Raw genomic sequence first — 19011 nt, 5'->3', positions numbered from 1 at the left:
CATGAGCAAGATCCTGATCCGCGGTGCGAAGATCCTCGGCGGCGAGCCCCAGGACGTCCTGATCGACGGCGAGACCGTCGAAGCGGTCGGCACCGGCCTGTCCGCCGAGGGCGCGGAGATCGTCGAGGCCGACGGCAAGGTGCTGCTGCCCGGCCTGGTCGACCTGCACACCCACCTGCGCGAGCCCGGCCGCGAGGACTCCGAGACCGTCCTCACCGGCACCCGCGCGGCCGCCTCCGGCGGCTTCACCACCGTGTTCGCCATGGCCAACACCTTCCCGGTCGCGGACACCGCGGGCGTGGTCGAGCAGGTCTGGCGGCTCGGCCGCGAGTACGGCTACTGCGACGTGCAGCCCATCGGCGCCGTCACCGTCGGCCTCCAGGGCAAGAACCTCGCCGAGCTCGGCGCCATGCACGACTCGGCCGCCGGTGTCACCGTCTTCTCCGACGACGGCAAGTGCGTCGACGACGCCGTGATCATGCGCCGCGCCCTGGAGTACGTGAAGGCCTTCGACGGCGTCGTCGCCCAGCACGCCCAGGAGCCCCGGCTCACCGAGGGCGCCCAGATGAACGAGGGCGTCGTCTCCGCCGAGCTCGGTCTCGGCGGCTGGCCCGCCGTCGCCGAGGAGTCGGTCATCGCGCGGGACGTGCTGCTCGCCGAGCACGTCGGCTCCCGCCTGCACATCTGCCACGTCTCCACGGCCGGCTCGGTCGAGATCATCCGCTGGGCCAAGTCCCGCGGCATCCAGGTCACCGCCGAGGTGTGCCCGCACCACCTGCTCCTCACCGAGGAGATGGTGCGCACCTACAACCCGGCCTACAAGGTCAACCCGCCGCTGCGCACCGAGCGCGACGTGGCGGCGCTGCGCCAGGGCCTCGCCGACGGCACGATCGACATCGTCGCCACCGACCACGCCCCGCATCCCCACGAGGACAAGGACTGCGAGTGGGCCGCGGCCGCCATGGGCATGGTCGGCCTGGAGACCGCCCTGTCGGTCGTCCAGGAGACCATGGTCGAGACCGGCCTGCTGGACTGGGCCGGCGTCGCCGACCGCATGTCCTTCGCGCCCGCACGGATCGGCCGGGCCACCGGCCAGGGACGGCCCGTCTCGCCGGGTGAGCCCGCCAACCTCACCCTCGTCGACACCGCATACCGTGGTCAGGTGGACCCCGCCGGCTTCGCCTCGCGCAGCCGCAACACCCCCTACGAGGGACGCGCGCTGCCGGGCCGTGTCACCCACACCTGGCTGCGGGGCAAGGCGACGCTCATCGACGGGAAGCTCACGTGACATCTGCAACTCTGCTGGCCACCGCTCTCACCGCCACCCTGGCGGACGAGAAGAAGTCCGCCGCGGTGACCGACTGGGGCGCCCGCGTCGGCTGGCTCGTCGGCCTCGTCCTCTTCGTCGCCCTCGTCTACTGGCTGATGCGCGAGGGCTGGAAGTGGCGGGGCACCCTCCAGGGCGACCTGCCCGAGCTGCCCAGCGCGCCGGAGGAGACCGGCCCGGCGAAACTGAGGCTGAGCGGCCGCTACCACGGCTCCACCACCGCCGGGCAGTGGCTGGACCGCGTCGTGGCCCACGGCCTCGGCACCCGCAGCCGGGCCGAGCTCACCCTGACGGACGCGGGCCTGGAGGTCGTACGCCCCGGAGCGGCCGACTTCTTCGTCCCCGCCGCGGCGCTGCGCGGCGCCCGGCTGGACAAGGGCATCGCCGGCAAGGTCCTCACCGAGGGCGGACTGCTGGTGGTGACCTGGGCGCACGGCGGCAAGGAGCTCGACTCCGGATTCCGCTCCGACCACGCGGCCGAGCACGCCGAGTGGGTCGACACCCTGAACCACATGATCAACGACACGGAAGGCGCACGATGACGACCTCCACCAGGGGAGCCGCCAGGACTCCCGCCGTACTCGTCCTGGAGGACGGCCGCATCTTCCGTGGCCGCGCCTACGGGGCCGTGGGGGAGACCTTCGGCGAGGCCGTGTTCTCCACCGGCATGACCGGCTACCAGGAGACCCTCACCGACCCGTCGTACGACCGGCAGATCGTCGTCGCGACCGCCCCGCAGATCGGCAACACCGGCTGGAACGACGAGGACGACGAGTCGAGCCGCATCTGGGTCTCCGGCTACGTCGTGCGCGACCCCGCGCGCGTGCCGTCCAACTGGCGCTCCAGGCGCTCCCTGGACGACGAGCTCACCGCCCAGAACGTGGTCGGCATCAGCGGGATCGACACCCGCGCCCTCACCCGCCACCTGCGCGAGCGCGGCTCCATGCGCGCCGGCATCTTCTCCGGCGAGGGCATCGCCCCCGAGCCGGAGCTGCTGGAGCGCGTGCAGGCCCAGCCGCAGATGAAGGGCGCGAGCCTCTACGAGGAGGTCGCCACCAAGGAGGCCTACGTCGTCCCCGCGATCGGTGAGAGGAAGTTCACCGTCGCCGCGATCGACCTCGGCATCAAGGGCATGACCCCGCACCGCATGGCCGAGCGCGGCATGGAGGTCCACGTGCTCCCGGCCACCGCCACGGCCGAGGACGTCTACGCCGTGGACCCCGACGGCGTGTTCTTCTCCAACGGCCCCGGCGACCCCGCCACGGCCGACGGCCCGGTCGCGCTGATGACCGCGGTCCTGGAGCGGAAGACCCCGCTGTTCGGCATCTGCTTCGGCAACCAGATCCTCGGCCGCGCACTCGGCTTCGGCACCTACAAGCTGAAGTACGGCCACCGCGGCATCAACCAGCCGGTCCAGGACCGCACCACCGGCAAGGTCGAGGTCACCGCGCACAACCACGGCTTCGCCGTCGACGCGCCGCTCGACAAGGTCAGCGACACGAGGTTCGGCCGCGCCGAGGTCTCCCACGTCTGCCTCAACGACGACGTCGTGGAGGGGCTGCAGCTGCTCGACCAGCCGGCCTTCTCCGTCCAGTACCACCCCGAAGCGGCAGCCGGCCCGCACGACGCCGCCTACCTGTTCGACCGCTTCGCATCCCTGATGGAGGGCCAGCGTGCCTAAGCGCACCGATATCCAGTCCGTCCTGGTCATCGGCTCCGGCCCGATCGTCATCGGCCAGGCCGCCGAGTTCGACTACTCCGGTACCCAGGCGTGCCGCGTCCTCAAGGCCGAGGGCCTGCGCGTCGTCCTGGTGAACTCCAACCCGGCGACGATCATGACCGACCCGGAGATCGCCGACGCCACCTACGTCGAGCCGATCACTCCCGAGTTCGTCGAGAAGATCATCGCCAAGGAGCGCCCCGACGCCCTCCTGCCCACCCTGGGCGGCCAGACCGCCCTGAACACCGCCATCGCGCTGCACGACAACGGCGTGCTGGAGAAGTACGGCGTCGAGCTGATCGGCGCCAAGCCCGAGGCGATCCACAAGGGCGAGGACCGCGACCTGTTCAAGGGCGTCGTGGAGGCCGTGAACGCCAAGACCGGCCACGGCGAGTCCGCCCGCTCGGTCATCTGCCACACCATGGACGACGTCATCGCGGGCGTCGAGACGCTCGGCGGCTACCCGGTCGTCGTCCGCCCGTCCTTCACCATGGGCGGCGCCGGCTCCGGCTTCGCCCACGACGAGGACGAGCTGCGCCGCATCGCCGGACAGGGCCTCACGCTCTCCCCGACCACCGAGGTGCTCCTGGAGGAGTCCATCCTCGGCTGGAAGGAGTACGAGCTGGAGCTGATGCGCGACAGGAACGACAACGTCGTGGTCGTCTGCTCCATCGAGAACTTCGACCCGATGGGCGTCCACACCGGCGACTCCATCACCGTCGCCCCCTCGATGACCCTGACCGACCGCGAGTACCAGCTCCTGCGCGACATCGGCATCGCGATCATCCGCGAGGTCGGCGTCGACACCGGCGGCTGCAACATCCAGTTCGCCGTCAACCCCGAGGACGGCCGGGTCATCGTCATCGAGATGAACCCGCGCGTCTCCCGCTCCTCCGCCCTGGCCTCCAAGGCGACCGGCTTCCCCATCGCCAAGATCGCCGCGAAGCTCGCCGTCGGCTACACCCTCGACGAGATCCCGAACGACATCACGCGGGAGACCCCGGCCTCCTTCGAGCCCACGCTCGACTACGTGGTCGTCAAGGCCCCGCGCTTCGCCTTCGAGAAGTTCCCGCAGGCCGACTCCACGCTGACCACCACCATGAAGTCGGTCGGCGAGGCCATGGCCATCGGCCGCAACTTCACCGAGGCCTTCCAGAAGGCGCTGCGCTCGCTGGAGAAGAAGGGCAGCCAGTTCACCTTCGTCGGCGACCCCGGCGACAAGACCGCCCTCCTCGAAGAGGCCGTACGCCCCACCGACGGCCGCATCAACACCGTCATGCGGGCCATCCGCGCGGGCGCCACGCCCGAGGAGATCTTCGCGTACACGAAGATCGACCCGTGGTTCGTCGACCAGCTCTTCCTGATCAAGGAGGTCGCGGACGAACTGGCCGAGGCCCCCGAGCTCACCGCCGAGCTGATCGCCGAGGCCAAGCGGCACGGCTTCTCCGACGTCCAGATCGGTGAGATCCGGGGCCTGCGCGAGGACGTCGTCCGCGAGGTCCGGCACGCGCTCGGCATCCGCCCGGTCTACAAGACGGTCGACACCTGCGCCGCCGAGTTCGCCGCGAAGACGCCGTACTTCTACTCCTCCTACGACGAGGAGACCGAGGTCGCGCCGCGCGAGAAGCCCGCGGTGATCATCCTGGGCTCCGGCCCGAACCGCATCGGCCAGGGCATCGAGTTCGACTACTCCTGCGTCCACGCCTCCTTCGCGCTGTCCGACGCCGGGTACGAGACCGTGATGGTCAACTGCAACCCCGAGACCGTCTCCACCGACTACGACACCTCCGACCGGCTCTACTTCGAGCCGCTCACGCTGGAGGACGTGCTGGAGATCGTCCACGCGGAGTCGCAGGCCGGTCCGATCGCGGGCGTCATCGTGCAGCTGGGCGGCCAGACCCCGCTCGGCCTCGCGCAGGCCCTCAAGGACAACGGCGTGCCGGTCGTCGGCACCTCGCCCGAGGCCATCCACGCCGCCGAGGACCGCGGCGCCTTCGGCCGCGTCCTCGCCGAGGCGGGGCTGCCGGCCCCCAAGCACGGCACGGCCACGACCTTCGCGGAGGCCAAGGCCATCGCCGACGAGATCGGCTACCCGGTCCTCGTCCGCCCGTCCTACGTCCTCGGCGGCCGCGGCATGGAGATCGTCTACGACGAGACCCGCCTCGCCTCCTACATCGCCGAGTCGACCGAGATCAGCCCCTCCCGGCCGGTCCTCGTCGACCGCTTCCTGGACGACGCCATCGAGATCGACGTCGACGCCCTCTACGACGGCGAGGAGCTCTACCTCGGCGGCGTCATGGAGCACATCGAGGAGGCCGGCATCCACTCCGGCGACTCGGCGTGCGCCCTGCCCCCGATCACCCTCGGCGGCCACGACATCAAGCGCCTGCGCGCCTCCACCGAGGCCATCGCCAAGGGCGTCGGCGTGCGCGGACTGATCAACATCCAGTTCGCGATGGCCGGCGACATCCTCTACGTCCTGGAGGCCAACCCGCGCGCCTCCCGCACGGTCCCCTTCACCTCCAAGGCGACCGCCGTCCCGCTCGCCAAGGCCGCCGCCCGCATCTCGCTCGGCGCGACCATCGCCGAGCTGCGCGAGGAGGGCCTGCTGCCGAGGAACGGCGACGGCGGCGAGATGCCGCTCGACGCGCCGATCTCGGTCAAGGAGGCCGTCATGCCCTGGTCGCGCTTCCGCGACATCCAGGGCCGCGGCGTGGACACGGTCCTCGGCCCGGAGATGCGCTCCACCGGCGAGGTCATGGGCATCGACTCCGTCTTCGGCACCGCCTACGCCAAGTCGCAGGCGGGCGCCTACGGCCCGCTGCCCACCAAGGGCCGCGCGTTCATCTCGGTCGCCAACCGCGACAAGCGCTCGATGATCTTCCCGGCGCGCGAGCTGGTCGCCCACGGCTTCGAGCTGATGGCCACCTCCGGCACCGCCGAGGTCCTCAAGCGCAACGGCATCAACGCCACGGTCGTCCGCAAGCAGTCCGAGGGCCCGGGCCCCGACGGCGAGCGGACCATCGTCCAGCTCATCCACGACGGCGAGGTCGACCTCATCGTCAACACCCCGTACGGCACCGGCGGCCGCCTCGACGGCTACGACATCCGTACGGCGGCCGTGGCCCGCTCGGTCCCCTGCCTCACGACCGTCCAGGCGCTCGCCGCGGCCGTGCAGGGCATCGAGGCCCTCGGCCACGGTGACGTGGGCGTCCGGTCGCTCCAGGAGCACGCCGAACACCTGACGGCATCGCGCGACTAGCGGCCCTGAACAGGGGGACACCGGAAACGGTGTCCCCCTCTTCATGAGCCCCCTCTTCATGAGCCCCCTCTTCATGAGCCCCCGGGGCCATGAGCACCGCCTTCATCAGCCCCTCTTCATGAGCCCCGCCTCCATGAGCGACTGAGGACTTCCGAGATGTACAAGTATTTCTTCCGCCTGGTCTTCCGGCGGATGGACCCCGAGCAGGCACACCACCTGGCCTTCCGCTGGATCCGCCTCGCCGCCCGCGTCCCCGTCCTGCGCACCTTCGCCGCGGCCGTGCTCGCCCCCCGCCACAAGGAACTGCGCACCGAGGCCCTTGGACTGCGCATGCACGGACCGTTCGGCCTCGCCGCCGGCTTCGACAAGAACGCCGTCGCGATCGACGGCATGGCGATGCTCGGCTTCGACCACGTGGAGATCGGCACGGTCACCGGCGAGGCCCAGCCCGGCAACCCGAAGAAGCGGCTGTTCCGGCTCGTCGCCGACCGGGCGCTGATCAACCGCATGGGCTTCAACAACGAGGGCTCCCTCGCCGTCGCGGCCCGCCTCGCCACCCGCGAGCCCGTCTTCAGGACCGTCGTGGGCGTCAACATCGGCAAGACCAAGGCCGTACCCGAGGCCGATGCGGTCGGCGACTACGTGAAGTCCGCCGAGCGCCTGGCGGCGTACGCCGACTACCTGGTCGTCAACGTCTCCTCGCCCAACACGCCCGGTCTGCGCAGCCTCCAGGCCACCGAGGCGCTGCGCCCGCTGCTGACCGCCGTGCGCGAGGCCGCCGACCGCACGGTCGCGAACCGGCACGTGCCCCTCCTGGTGAAGATCGCGCCCGACCTCGCCGACGAGGACGTCGACGCCGTCGCCGACCTGGCCGTGGAACTGGGCCTGGACGGCATCATCGCCACGAACACCACCATCGCCCGCGAGGGCCTCGGCCTGCGCTCCGACGCCGCCCTGGTGAAGGAGACCGGCGGACTGTCCGGCGCCCCCCTCAAGGCGCGCTCCCTGGAGGTGCTGCGCCGCCTCTACGCGCGCGTGGGCGACCGCATCACCCTGGTGGGCGTCGGCGGCATCGAGACCGCCGAGGACGCCTGGCAGCGCATCCTGGCCGGTGCCACGCTGGTACAGGGGTACAGCGCGTTCGTCTACGAGGGCCCCTTCTGGTCCCGCGCGATCCACAAGGGCCTCGCCGCGCGGCTGCGCACCAGCCCGTACGCCACCCTCGCCGACGCGGTCGGCGCCGATGTGAGGAAGACCGCATGACTGTTCTCGACCCCTTCGGCGCCCGGCTGCGCCGCGCCATGGACGAGCGCGGCCCGCTCTGTGTCGGCATCGACCCGCACGCCTCCCTGCTCACCGAGTGGGGCCTGAACGACGACGTGGCCGGCCTGGAGCGCTTCAGCCGCACCGTGGTCGAGGCGGTGGCCGACCGGGTCGCCGTGATGAAGCCGCAGAGCGCCTTCTTCGAGCGGTTCGGCTCGCGCGGCGTCGCCGTCCTGGAGCGGGTGGTCCAGGAGGCGCGCGCGGCCGGCACCCTCGTCGTGATGGACGCCAAGCGCGGCGACATCGGCTCGACCATGGCCGGCTACGCCGAGGCCTTCCTGCACAAGGACGCCCCGCTGTTCTCCGACGCCCTCACCGTCTCGCCCTACCTCGGCTACGGCTCGCTGAGCCCCGCCGTGGCGCTGGCCCGGGAGAGCGGCGCCGGACTGTTCGTGCTGGCCCTGACCTCGAACCCGGAGGGTCCGGAGGTCCAGCACGCGGTGCGGGCCGACGGCCGCACCGTGGGTGCGACCATGCTGGCCCACCTGGCCGCCGAGAACGCCGGCGAGGAGCCGCTCGGCTCCTTCGGCGCGGTCGTCGGCGCCACGGTCGGCGACCTCTCGTCGTACGACCTCGCCATCAACGGCCCGCTCCTCGCGCCCGGCGTCGGCGCGCAGGGGGCGACCCCGGCCGACCTGCCCGAGGTCTTCGGGCCGGCGGTGCGCAACGTGGTCCCGAACGTCAGCCGTGGTGTGCTGCGCCACGGTCCGGACACCGGCGCGCTGCGCACCGCCACGGAGCGCTTCGCGGAGGAGATCAGGACCGTTCTCGCGGCTGTCTGACCCCGCCGGGGCGGGATCGGACACCCCCGTCGGGGCGGCCCGAGTGTGAATACCACCTCAATTCCAGGGCAGTATGCGAGAAATGTACCGCCTGGCTGAGGCTGACCAGGACTTTTCCGCTGTTCTCGCTGACTCCGGCGGACTTGGCCGCTAGTCTCCGAGCAGTGGGGCTCCCTCCCACGCCTTCCAGGCTGTGGGGGAGAGCGGGCAACCGTGTTGTTCGCAGCTCCCCAGGTGTGGGGCGACTAGGTTCCTCACCGGTCCGTATCCGACAGTTCGACATCCGAGGTGACGTAGGCGTGGCTCTTCCGCCCCTTACCCCTGAACAGCGCGCAGCCGCGCTCGAAAAGGCCGCCGCGGCTCGCCGGGAGCGGGCCGAGGTCAAGAATCGACTCAAGCACTCCGGCGCCTCCCTGCACGAGGTCATCAAGCAGGGCCAGGAGAACGACGTCATCGGCAAGATGAAGGTCTCCGCACTGCTCGAGTCCCTGCCGGGCGTGGGCAAGGTCCGCGCCAAGCAGATCATGGAGCGGCTCGGCATCTCCGAGAGCCGCCGTGTGCGTGGTCTCGGCACCAACCAGATCGCTTCCCTGGAGCGTGAGTTCGGCAGCACCGGCTCCTGAGTCCGGGTCTCTCCGGGCCAGGAGTCCCGGGCATACCGGGATTGCTGGAATAATCGCTGCATGGCTGCAACACCCCGGGGGACGACCCCCGTACCCCCGGACGTACGTCCGCGGCTGACCGTGCTCTCCGGCCCCTCCGGGGTCGGCAAGAGCACGGTCGTCGCTCATATGCGCAAGGAACACCCCGACCACTGGCTCTCGGTTTCGGCTACCACCCGCAAGCCGCGCCCCGGTGAGCAGCACGGTGTCCACTACTTCTTCGTCACCGACGAGGAGATGGACAAGCTGATCGCCAACGGCGAGCTGCTGGAGTGGGCCGAGTTCGCCGGCAACCGTTACGGCACGCCCCGCGCCGCCGTCATGGAGCGGCTGGACAACGGCGAGCCCGTCCTGCTGGAGATCGACCTCCAGGGCGCCCGCCAGGTCCGCTCGTCCATGTCCGAGGCCCGGCTCGTGTTCCTGGCCCCTCCCTCCTGGGAGGAGCTGGTGCGCAGGCTGACCGGCCGCGGGACCGAGTCGCCCGAGGTCATCGAGCGCCGGCTGGAAGCGGCCAGGACCGAACTGGCGGCCGAGCCGGAGTTCGACGTGACCCTGGTCAACACCTCCGTCGAGGACGTGGCCCGTGAGCTGCTAGCCTTGATGGACGTTGTGTGATCGTGACCGCCGTCCACCAAACGGTGCCGACCGGTCACATCGACTGAATCTTTCCCACCCATCGGAAGGCAGAGCGTGTCCTCTTCCATCACCGCGCCCGAGGGCATCATCAACCCTCCGATCGACGAGCTCCTCGAGGCCACCGACTCGAAGTACAGCCTCGTGATCTACGCGGCCAAGCGTGCCCGCCAGATCAACGCGTACTACTCGCAGCTCGGTGAGGGTCTCCTCGAGTACGTCGGTCCGCTCGTCGACACCCACGTCCACGAGAAGCCGCTCTCGATCTCCCTGCGTGAGATCAACGCGGGTCTGCTCACGTCCGAGGCCATCGAGGGCCCCGCGTAAGTAGTACGGTCAGATCGCGATTGACTTATCCACAGGCCCGGCAGTCATCCTGCCGGGCCTGTGGTGTGTGATGGTCCCGTACGTTGCCGAGCCGGGGAGAGACGGTGGACAAAGAGACGGCGGAGAAGCCGAGGGTCGTTCTGGGGGTCAGCGGCGGGATCGCCGCCTACAAGGCCTGTGAGCTGCTGAGACGGTTCACGGAGTCGGGCCATGACGTGCGCGTGGTGCCGACCGCCTCCGCGCTGCACTTCGTCGGCGCCGCCACCTGGTCCGCCCTGTCCGGCAACCCGGTCTCCACCGAGGTGTGGGACGCCGTCCACGAGGTCCCGCACGTCCGGATCGGGCAGCACGCCGACCTCGTCGTCGTGGCTCCCGCCACCGCCGACATGCTGGCCAAGGCCGCCCACGGCCTCGCCGACGACCTGCTGACCAACACGCTCCTGACGGCCCGCTGCCCGGTCGTGTTCGCCCCCGCGATGCACACCGAGATGTGGGAGCACCCCGCCACCCAGGAGAACGTGGCCACCCTGCGCCGGCGCGGTGCCGTCGTGGTCGAACCCGCGGTCGGCCGTCTCACCGGCGTCGACACGGGCAAGGGGCGGCTGCCCGACCCCGGCGAGATCTTCGAGGTCTGCCGCCGTGTGCTGGCCCGCGGTGTCACCGAGCCCGACCTCAGGGGGCGCCATGTCGTCGTCTCGGCCGGCGGCACCCGTGAACCGCTCGACCCGGTGCGCTTCCTCGGCAACCGCTCCTCCGGCAAGCAGGGCTACGCCCTCGCGCGCACGGCGGCGGCACGCGGAGCCCGGGTCACCCTGATCGCCGCCAACGCGAGCCTGCCCGACCCGGCCGGCGTCGACGTCGTCCCCGTCGGCACCGCCCTCCAGCTGCGCGAGGCGGTCCTCAAGGCCGCGGCCGACGCCGACGCCGTGGTCATGGCCGCCGCCGTCGCCGACTTCCGCCCCGCCGCGTACGCCGCCGGGAAGATCAAGAAGCAGGACGGCCAGGACCCCGAGCCGATCGTCCTGGTCCGCAACCCCGACGTCCTCGCGGAGCTCTCCGCCGACCGCGCCCGCCCCGGGCAGGTCGTCGTGGGCTTCGCCGCCGAGACCGACGACGTGCTGGCCAACGGCCGCGCCAAGCTCGCCCGCAAGAGGTGCGACCTGCTCGTGGTCAACGAGGTCGGAGAGCGCAAGACCTTCGGTTCGGAGGAGAACGAGGCTCTCGTCCTGGGAGCCGATGGCAGTGAGACCCCTGTGCCGCATGGGCCGAAGGAGGCCCTCGCCGAGACGGTCTGGGACCTCGTGGTCGCACGTCTGGGATGACCTGATTCGGCCGTCCGTGCTGTGATTTCTGCCGCCATTCGACGGTTTTTCACGGCTCATGAGGAGCCCCGGAAGGTCCCGGCGGGGCCCCCGCGCCTTGATTGCGGGGGCCGTGCCGCAGGTCACAGCACCCCCGATAGGTGAGACATGGGGGTCGAACGGCACGTGCGACCGATAAACTGTTCCCGGACGCCGTCGGGCGCAGCTCCCGCGACGTCCGCCAAATGATCAGCCAGCAGCCGCTGCAAACCCAGGGAGCGTTGTGTCCCGTCGCCTGTTCACCTCGGAGTCCGTGACCGAGGGTCACCCCGACAAGATCGCTGACCAGATCAGCGACACCATTCTCGACGCGCTCCTGCGCGAGGACCCGACGTCCCGGGTCGCCGTGGAGACGCTGATCACCACCGGCCTGGTCCACGTGGCCGGCGAGGTCACCACCAAGGCCTACGCGCCTATCGCGCAGCTCGTGCGCGAGAAGATCCTCGAGATCGGTTACGACTCCTCGAAGAAGGGCTTCGACGGCGCCTCCTGCGGCGTGTCGGTGTCCATCGGCGCGCAGTCCCCGGACATCGCGCAGGGCGTCGACACGGCCTACGAGTCCCGTGTCGAGGGTGACGAGGACGAGCTGGACAAGCAGGGTGCCGGCGACCAGGGCCTGATGTTCGGCTACGCGTCCGACGAGACGCCGACGCTGATGCCGCTCCCGGTCTTCCTGGCGCACCGCCTGGCCAAGCGCCTCTCCGAGGTCCGCAAGAACGGCACCATCCCCTACCTGCGCCCCGACGGCAAGACCCAGGTCACCATCGAGTACGACGGCGACAAGGCCGTCCGCCTCGACACGGTCGTCGTCTCCTCGCAGCACGCCTCGGACATCGACCTGGAGTCCCTGCTGGCTCCCGACATCCGCGAGTTCGTCGTCGAGCCCGAGCTGAAGGCGCTCCTCGAGGACGGCATCAAGCTGGACACCGAGGGCTACCGCCTGCTGGTCAACCCGACCGGCCGCTTCGAGATCGGCGGCCCGATGGGCGACGCCGGCCTCACCGGCCGCAAGATCATCATCGACACCTACGGCGGCATGGCTCGCCACGGCGGCGGCGCCTTCTCCGGCAAGGACCCGTCCAAGGTCGACCGCTCGGCCGCCTACGCCATGCGCTGGGTCGCCAAGAACGTCGTGGCGGCGGGCCTGGCCTCCCGCTGCGAGGTCCAGGTCGCCTACGCCATCGGCAAGGCCGAGCCGGTCGGTCTGTTCGTCGAGACCTTCGGCACCAACAAGGTCGAGACCGAGAAGATCGAGAAGGCCATCGACGAGGTCTTCGACCTCCGTCCGGCCGCGATCATCCGCGACCTCGACCTGCTCCGCCCGATCTACGCCCAGACGGCCGCCTACGGCCACTTCGGCCGCGAGCTCCCCGACTTCACCTGGGAGCGCACCGACCGCGTGGACGCCCTGCGCAAGGCCGCGGGCCTGTAGGTCCCGCACGGTTCCGCACACCGGGGCCCGGCTTCCTTTCCGGAGGCCGGGCCCCGGCGCGTTTCCCCGGACACGGACAAGGTTCCCTTCCGGCCCCGACTGCTCCCTTCCCGCCCCTTCCCGGCCTCGTCCGGGCACCGCGCGGCCGGGGCGGACCGGGGGACGGCGTCGGGCGACAGGCCGTATGTCAGTGGCGTTTGGTAAGAATGCAAGCGTGAGCAGCGAGAACGTGTCGGGGGGCGGCGGCGCCGAGGGAGCGCCACCGGAGCAGCTCGCCTTCATCCGGGAGACCGTGCGGGCGGCCGACGTGCCGCGCGCCAAACCCCGGACGTGGCGCGGGTCGGCGCTCGCCAAGGAACTGCCCGTGGCCCGCGTGCTCGTCGACAAGGGCGTGCTGCATCTCGACCGCTACTTCGACTACGCCGTGCCCGAGGAGATGGACGCCGAGGCGCAGCCGGGGGTGCGGGTACGGGTCCGCTTCGGGGCCGGGCGGCACCGGGTGCGGGACGGCCGCCGTGAGGGCGGCGGGCTGATCGACGGGTTTCTCGTCGAGCGCCGGGCCGAGTCCGACTACACCGGGCCGCTGGCCGCGCTCGCGCAGGTCGTGTCCCCCGAGCCGGTCCTCGGCGAGGAGCTTCTCGGGCTCGCACGGGCCGTCGCCGACCGGTACGCGGGCAGCCTCGCCGATGTGCTCCAGCTGGCCGTCCCGCCGCGCAGCGCACGCGCCGAGAAGCGCCCCTCGCCTCCGCCCCTGCCCCCGCCCCCGGCGCCGGACGCCGGCTCCTGGTCGCGGTACGAGCACGGCCCCGCCTTCCTGGAGTCACTGGCCTCCGGAGGCACGCCGAGAGCCGCGTGGAACGCGCTGCCCGGGCCGCTGTGGAGCGAGGAACTGGCCCGTGCCGTCGCCGCCACGCTCGCCTCGGGCCGCGGCGCCCTCGTCGTCGTACCGGACGGCCGGACCGCCGCGCGGGTGGACGCCGCGCTGACCGCCCTGCTGGGCGAGGGGCGGCACGCGCTGCTCACGGCCGACGCGGGGCCCGAGAAGCGTTACGCGCAGTGGCTCGCGGTGAGCCGGGGCTCCGTCCGGGCCGTCGTGGGGACGCGGGCCGCCATGTTCGCGCCCGTGCGCGACCTCGGCCTCGTGGCCATCTGGGACGACGGCGACGACAGCCACAGCGAACCGCACGCCCCCCAGCCGCACGCCCGCGATGTGCTGCTGCTGCGCGCGGCGCTGGACAAGTGCGCCTTCCTGGTCGGCGGCTGGAGCTGCACGGTGGAGGCCGCACAGCTCGTGGAGAGCGGCTGGGCCAGGCCGCTGCCCGCCCCGCGGGAGCAGGTGCGGCGTGCCGCGCCCCTGGTGCGGACCGTGGGCGACCAGGATCTCGCGCGCGACGAGGCCGCCCGTGCCGCCCGGCTGCCCACCCTCGCCTGGCAGGTGGTCCGGGAGGGGCTGAGGAACGGGCCGGTGCTGGTGCAGGTGCCCCGGCGTGGGTACGTGCCGCGTCTGGCGTGCGCCCAGTGCCGGGCGCCCGCCCGGTGCCGGCACTGCGCGGGCCCGCTGCTCGCGCAGGACGCCGGACTGCTGCGGTGCGAGTGGTGCGGGGTCGAGGAGCATTCCTGGCACTGCCCGGACTGCGGCGGCTTCCGGCTCCGCGCCCAGGTCGTGGGGGCACGCCGGACCGCGGAGGAACTGGGCCGGGCCTTTCCCGCGGTCCCCGTGCGCACCTCCGGGCGCGAGCATGTGCTGGACACCGTGCCGGGCGCGCCCGCGCTGATCGTGAGCACACCGGGCGCCGAGCCGGTCGCCGAGGGCGGCTACGCGGCGGCGCTGCTGCTGGACGGCTGGGCCATGCTCGGGCGCCCGGATCTGCGGGCCGGGGAGGACGCGCTGCGCCGGTGGATCGCCGCTGCCGCGCTGGTGCGGCCGCAGGGGGAGGGCGGGACGGTGGCCGTCGTCGCCGAGCCGACGCTGCGGCCCGTGCAGGCACTCGTGCGCTGGGACCCCGTCGGGTTCGCCGTGCGGGAACTGGCCGAGCGCGCCGAGCTGGGGTTCCCGCCCGTGTCGCGGATGGCGGCGGTGTCGGGGACGCCCGGGGCCGTCGCGGAGTTCCTGGCGGCGGTCGAACTGCCGCCGGACGCCGAGGTGCTGGGGCCGGTGCCGCTGCCGCCCACTCTGCCCGGACGGCCGCGCAGGCCCGGGGCGCCCCCGCCGGGGGAGCAGTGGGAACGGGCGCTGGTGCGGGTCCCGCCGGGCAGCGGTGCCACGCTGGCCCGCACGCTGAAGACGGCACAGGCCGCGCGGATGGCCCGGGGGAGCGGAGAACCGGTGCGGGTGCGGATCGATCCACCGGACATCGGATGACGGACGGCCGTCCGGCTCCCGGCGGCTGTCGGACAGCCCGGCGTCCGGCCGGGGTCCGCGCGGCGGCCCGTCCGTCCCGGAAGCCCGTCTGCCCGGCGTCCGGCTGACGCCCGTCCGGCGGCGGCACCGGCGCGGGCGGACGGGCTGGTGACGGCACATCCTTCGTCGGCCGGGGGTGAAGCCCACCGGTGCACCGGCTCCACCCGCACATCGGCCTCCGCCTCGGGCTCCGGCTCGCCTGCCCGCACGGGCCGTGACAGCCGTACGCAAGAGATGGCGATCACGACGCGTGGGGTGGAGACGGCCGGGGCCCCGTACGCGCCGTTCGCCGGAGCCAGGGACGGCCGTACGGCGTGTACGCAACCGGCCGTCGAGTGACTCCGGGAGCGCGGAGCCAGGGCCGGGTGGGGTCAGCCGTTCCGCGGGCCGGGGAAGACCGTCGGGCGGATCTCCTCGCGCAGCGTCGGGCTGCCCGCGGTCGGCTGGGTGGGCATGGAGCGGGCGGCCGGGACGGTCGGCACGGGGGAGAGGCCCGCGTTCGCGTCGAGCGTGCGGGTGCCCGAGGGCTCCGTCGTCCGCTCGGCGGCAGCGGCGGCCTGGGCCGCGGCGCGACGGGCGCCGTAACGGCGGTGCACGGCCTGCTTGGTGACCCCGAGCGCCGAGCCGACCGCGTCCCACGAGAAACCGAGCGAGCGGTCGAAGTCCACGGCCGCGGTGACCAGGGTCTCGACGCTGTCCCGCAGTTCCTGCGCGAGGCGGACCGTGGGCGCGGGGGCCCGACCGTAGACGACGAAGCCCGTCGACGGACCGGAGCGGCGCGGGCGGTAGACGTTGCCCAGCTGGGCGGTGAGCGTGCGCAGTGCGTCCACCTGCCGGCGGACCCGCTCGATGTCCCGCACCAGCAAGTGCAGGCTGGCCCGGGCCTGGGCGTCGTGGGTTGCGTGGTCGGCCATGAACAAGCCTCTCGGACCGGCGTTGAAAGGAATCGGGCCGCGTGAACAGCCCGGTGTGGTCAACTCTTTCTTGACCAACGCGTCTGAGCGCCGCTGGTCACGGGCTGGGGGCGTGCGGGCATATGCGTACGCCGTCGCCCCGCCGCGCACCACCCGTCCTCCCGGACCGGTCCCGCCGTTCCGCGGTGACCGCCCCCGCCGTTCCCCGGTGACCGGCTCCGGTGTTCCACGGTGACCGCCTCCGGACGGTCGTCAGGGGGCGTCCGGAACTCCCCTCCGGGCGGGGCCCGCCCGTGCGCCCGTGGACGGCCGTCCGGCCGTGTCCGGCCGCGTGACCGGGGCCATAGACTGGTGCGTCGCTCCTGCCCACGCCGTCCGAGAGGCTCCGACCCGCTCATGAAGCTCGTCTTCGCCGGTACCCCCGAAGTCGCCGTTCCCGCCCTGGACGCCCTGATCGCCTCGGGGCGGCACGAGGTGGCGGCCGTCGTCACGCGGCCGGACGCGCCGGCCGGACGGGGACGCCGGCTGGTCGCGTCGCCCGTCGCGGAGCGGGCGGAGGAGGCCGGGATCGAGGTGCTGAAGCCGGCCAGGCCGCGCGACCCCGAGTTCCTGGAGCGGCTGAGGGAGATCGCGCCGGACTGCTGCCCCGTCGTCGCCTACGGCGCCCTCCTGCCGAAGGCCGCCCTCGACATCCCCGCCCACGGCTGGGTCAACCTGCACTTCTCGCTGCTGCCCGCCTGGCGCGGCGCGGCGCCCGTGCAGCACTCCATCATGGGCGGCGACGAGATCACCGGTGCCTCCACCTTCCTCATCGAGGAGGGCCTCGACTCCGGCCCCGTCTACGGCACCGTCACCGAGGAGATCCGCTCCACCGACACCAGCGGCGACCTCCTCACCCGGCTGGCGTTCGCCGGTTCCGGGCTGCTCGCCGCGACCATGGACGGCATCGAGGACGGCACCCTGAAGGCCGTTCCGCAGCCCGCCGACGGCATCACCCTCGCGCCGAAGATCACCGTCGAGGACGCCCGGGTGGACTGGGCGACGCCCGCGCTGCGGGTCGACCGGGTCGTGCGCGGCTGCACCCCGGCCCCCGGCGCCTGGACCACCTTCCGGGGCGAGCGGCTCAAGCTCGTCCAGGTCGCGCCCGCGCCCGAGCGCACCGACCTCGCGCCGGGCCGGATGGCCGTCGGCAAGAACAGCGTGCACGTGGGCACCGGCTCCTCCGCCGTCGAACTGCTGTGGGTGCAGGCGCAGGGCAAGAAGCCGATGCGGGCCCCCGACTGGGCGCGCGGCGTGCGGATCGCCGAGGGGGAGACGCTCGGGGGCTGAACCCCGGCAGGTGGCGGCCGGGGCGCGCCGACGTAGTCTGGGAGACGCACACCTTTCTTGACTTCCGGAGCACCTTTTTCGTGAGCGAGCAGTCCCGGCGGCAGCACAAGCCCGCCAAGCCCTACCGACGTCCCCAGCGGGACCCCGTCCGCATCCTCGCCTTCGACGCGCTGCGGGCGGTGGACGAGCGGGACGCGTACGCCAACCTCGTCCTGCCCCCGTTGCTGCGCAAGGCGCGGGAGAACGGCGACTTCGACACGCGGGACGCCGCCCTCGCCACCGAGCTGGTGTACGGCACGCTGCGCCGGCAGGGGACGTACGACGCCGTCATCGCGGCCTGCATCGACCGGCCGCTGCGCGAGGTCGACCCGCCGGTGCTCGACGTGCTGAGCCTCGGCGCGCACCAGCTGCTCGGCACCCGCATCCCGACGCACGCCGCCGTGTCGGCCTCCGTCGAGCTGGCGCGGGTCGTGCTCGGCGACGGGCGGGCCAAGTTCGTCAACGCCGTGCTGCGCAAGGTCGCCCAGCACGACCTCGACGGCTGGCTGGAGAAGGTCGCGCCGCCCTACGACCAGGATCCCGAGGACCATCTCGCCGTCGTGCACTCGCACCCCCGGTGGGTCGTCTCCGCGCTGTGGGACTCCCTGGGCGGCGGCCGTGCCGGCATCGAGGAGCTGCTGGAGGCCGACAACGAGCGTCCCGAGGTCACGCTGGTCGCGCGGCCGGGCCGGGCCACCACGGACGAGCTGCTGCGCGAGGAGGCCGCCGTCGCCGGGCGCTGGTCGCCGTACGCCGTGCGGCTCTCCGAGGGCGGTGAGCCGGGCGCCGTCGAGGCGGTGCGCGAGGGGCGGGCCGGCGTGCAGGACGAGGGCAGCCAGCTGGTCGCCCTCGCGCTCGCGAACGCGCCGCTCGACGGCCCCGACGAGAAGTGGCTCGACGGGTGCGCCGGCCCCGGCGGCAAGGCCGCGCTGCTCGCCGCCCTCGCCGCCGAGCGCGGGGCGACGCTGCTGGCCTCCGAGAAGCAGCCGCACCGGGCCGGCCTGGTGGCGAAGGCGCTGGCGGGCAACCCGGGGCCGTACCAGGTCATCGCGGCCGACGGCACGAGGCCGCCGTGGCGGCCCGGCACCTTCGACCGGGTGCTGATGGACGTGCCCTGCACCGGGCTCGGCGCGCTGCGCCGGCGCCCCGAGGCGCGCTGGCGGCGGCGCCCGGAGGACCTGGACAACTTCGCCCCGCTCCAGCGGGCCCTGCTGCGCACCGCGCTGGACTCGGTGCGGGTCGGCGGCATCGTCGGCTACGCCACCTGCTCCCCGCACCTCGCCGAGACCCGCGCGGTCGTCTCCGACGTCCTCAAGCAGTACCCGGAGGCCGAACTCGTCGACGCCCGGCCGCTGCTGCCCGGTGTCCCCGCGCTCGGCGAGGGGCCGGACGTGCAGTTGTGGCCGCATGTGCACGGCACCGACGCCATGTACCTGGCGCTGATCCGGCGCACCGGCTGACGCGGGGATGGACGCGCCGGGGCCGCCCGGGCGCGGCGC

15 protein-coding genes are annotated in these 19011 nt (G+C 72.6%); 14 read left to right on the top strand and 1 reads right to left on the bottom strand.

Translation table 11 applies throughout. The annotated features are described in order from the left end of the window. Nucleotide 1 precedes the first annotated feature (1 nt). The 12 genes from ACIPRD_RS24765 to ACIPRD_RS24710 all read left to right on the top strand — a co-directional run bounded on the left by ACIPRD_RS24765 (nt 2) and on the right by ACIPRD_RS24710 (nt 15191). The gene (locus ACIPRD_RS24765; protein ID WP_356400420.1) at nt 2-1288 is read left to right on the top strand and encodes a dihydroorotase; all 1287 of its coding nucleotides are present in this window, start codon (nt 2-4) and stop codon (nt 1286-1288) included. Continuing rightward, nucleotides 1285-1869 (top strand): hypothetical protein, encoded by a 585-nt coding sequence (locus ACIPRD_RS24760; RefSeq protein ID WP_356400422.1) that lies wholly within the window; start codon nt 1285-1287, stop codon nt 1867-1869. The genes ACIPRD_RS24765 and ACIPRD_RS24760 overlap by 4 nt, the downstream gene beginning before the upstream one ends. Further along, a complete protein-coding gene (carA, locus tag ACIPRD_RS24755; protein WP_401566027.1) occupies nt 1866-3008 on the top strand; it encodes a glutamine-hydrolyzing carbamoyl-phosphate synthase small subunit in 1143 nt (380 codons plus the stop codon). Before ACIPRD_RS24760 ends, carA begins: the two co-directional genes overlap by 4 nt. After that, nucleotides 3001-6309, top strand: coding sequence for a carbamoyl-phosphate synthase large subunit (gene carB / locus ACIPRD_RS24750; RefSeq protein WP_401566025.1), 3309 nt, complete (start codon nt 3001-3003; stop codon nt 6307-6309). The genes carA and carB overlap by 8 nt, the downstream gene beginning before the upstream one ends. 156 nt (nt 6310-6465) lie before the next feature. Further along, entirely contained in the window at nt 6466-7572 is a 1107-nt protein-coding gene (locus tag ACIPRD_RS24745; protein ID WP_401566023.1) for a quinone-dependent dihydroorotate dehydrogenase, read from the top strand. Beyond that, nucleotides 7569-8414 (top strand): orotidine-5'-phosphate decarboxylase, encoded by an 846-nt coding sequence (gene pyrF, locus ACIPRD_RS24740; protein WP_356400431.1) that lies wholly within the window; start codon nt 7569-7571, stop codon nt 8412-8414. Before ACIPRD_RS24745 ends, pyrF begins: the two co-directional genes overlap by 4 nt. A 299-nt stretch (nt 8415-8713) precedes the next feature. Further along, nucleotides 8714-9037 carry an integration host factor gene (locus ACIPRD_RS24735; protein WP_330456687.1) on the top strand — a complete coding sequence of 108 codons (324 nt, stop codon included), beginning with the start codon at nt 8714-8716 and terminating at the stop codon, nt 9035-9037. Nucleotides 9038-9097: 60 nt separating this feature from the next. Beyond that, on the top strand, nt 9098-9691 hold the full coding sequence (gene gmk / locus ACIPRD_RS24730; protein WP_356400434.1) for a guanylate kinase: 594 nt from the start codon (nt 9098-9100) through the stop codon (nt 9689-9691). Between the two features lie 75 nt (nt 9692-9766). Further along, nucleotides 9767-10036, top strand: coding sequence for a DNA-directed RNA polymerase subunit omega (gene rpoZ, locus ACIPRD_RS24725; protein ID WP_028803682.1), 270 nt, complete (start codon nt 9767-9769; stop codon nt 10034-10036). A 104-nt stretch (nt 10037-10140) separates the two neighbouring features. After that, nucleotides 10141-11358, top strand: coding sequence for a bifunctional phosphopantothenoylcysteine decarboxylase/phosphopantothenate--cysteine ligase CoaBC (gene coaBC, locus ACIPRD_RS24720; RefSeq protein WP_356400436.1), 1218 nt, complete (start codon nt 10141-10143; stop codon nt 11356-11358). A gap of 262 nt (nt 11359-11620) precedes the next feature. Beyond that, nucleotides 11621-12829, top strand: coding sequence for a methionine adenosyltransferase (gene metK / locus ACIPRD_RS24715; RefSeq protein ID WP_356400437.1), 1209 nt, complete (start codon nt 11621-11623; stop codon nt 12827-12829). A gap of 214 nt (nt 12830-13043) precedes the next feature. Next, nucleotides 13044-15191, top strand: a complete 2148-nt coding sequence (locus ACIPRD_RS24710; RefSeq protein WP_401566019.1) for a primosomal protein N' — start codon at nt 13044-13046, stop codon at nt 15189-15191. A gap of 410 nt (nt 15192-15601) precedes the next feature. On the opposite strand, the gene ACIPRD_RS24705 is transcribed toward ACIPRD_RS24710, so the two are convergent. Then, complete coding sequence (locus ACIPRD_RS24705) at nt 15602-16144, bottom strand: hypothetical protein (RefSeq protein WP_356400441.1); 543 nt, start codon at nt 16142-16144, stop codon at nt 15602-15604. 396 nt (nt 16145-16540) lie between these two features. Here ACIPRD_RS24705 and fmt point away from each other — a divergent pair, with 396 nt between their 5' ends. Further along, nucleotides 16541-17473, top strand: coding sequence for a methionyl-tRNA formyltransferase (gene fmt / locus ACIPRD_RS24700; protein WP_356400443.1), 933 nt, complete (start codon nt 16541-16543; stop codon nt 17471-17473). An 80-nt stretch (nt 17474-17553) separates the two neighbouring features. Beyond that, entirely contained in the window at nt 17554-18972 is a 1419-nt protein-coding gene (locus tag ACIPRD_RS24695) for a transcription antitermination factor NusB (RefSeq protein ID WP_356400445.1), read from the top strand. Nucleotides 18973-19011: the final 39 nt, after the last annotated feature.

Source organism: Streptomyces sp. NPDC090108, from assembly GCF_044747185.1.
GTDB lineage: Bacteria > Actinomycetota > Actinomycetes > Streptomycetales > Streptomycetaceae > Streptomyces.
Note: the sequence above shows the minus strand (reverse complement) of the source record. Positions and strands in the feature narration are given on the sequence as shown.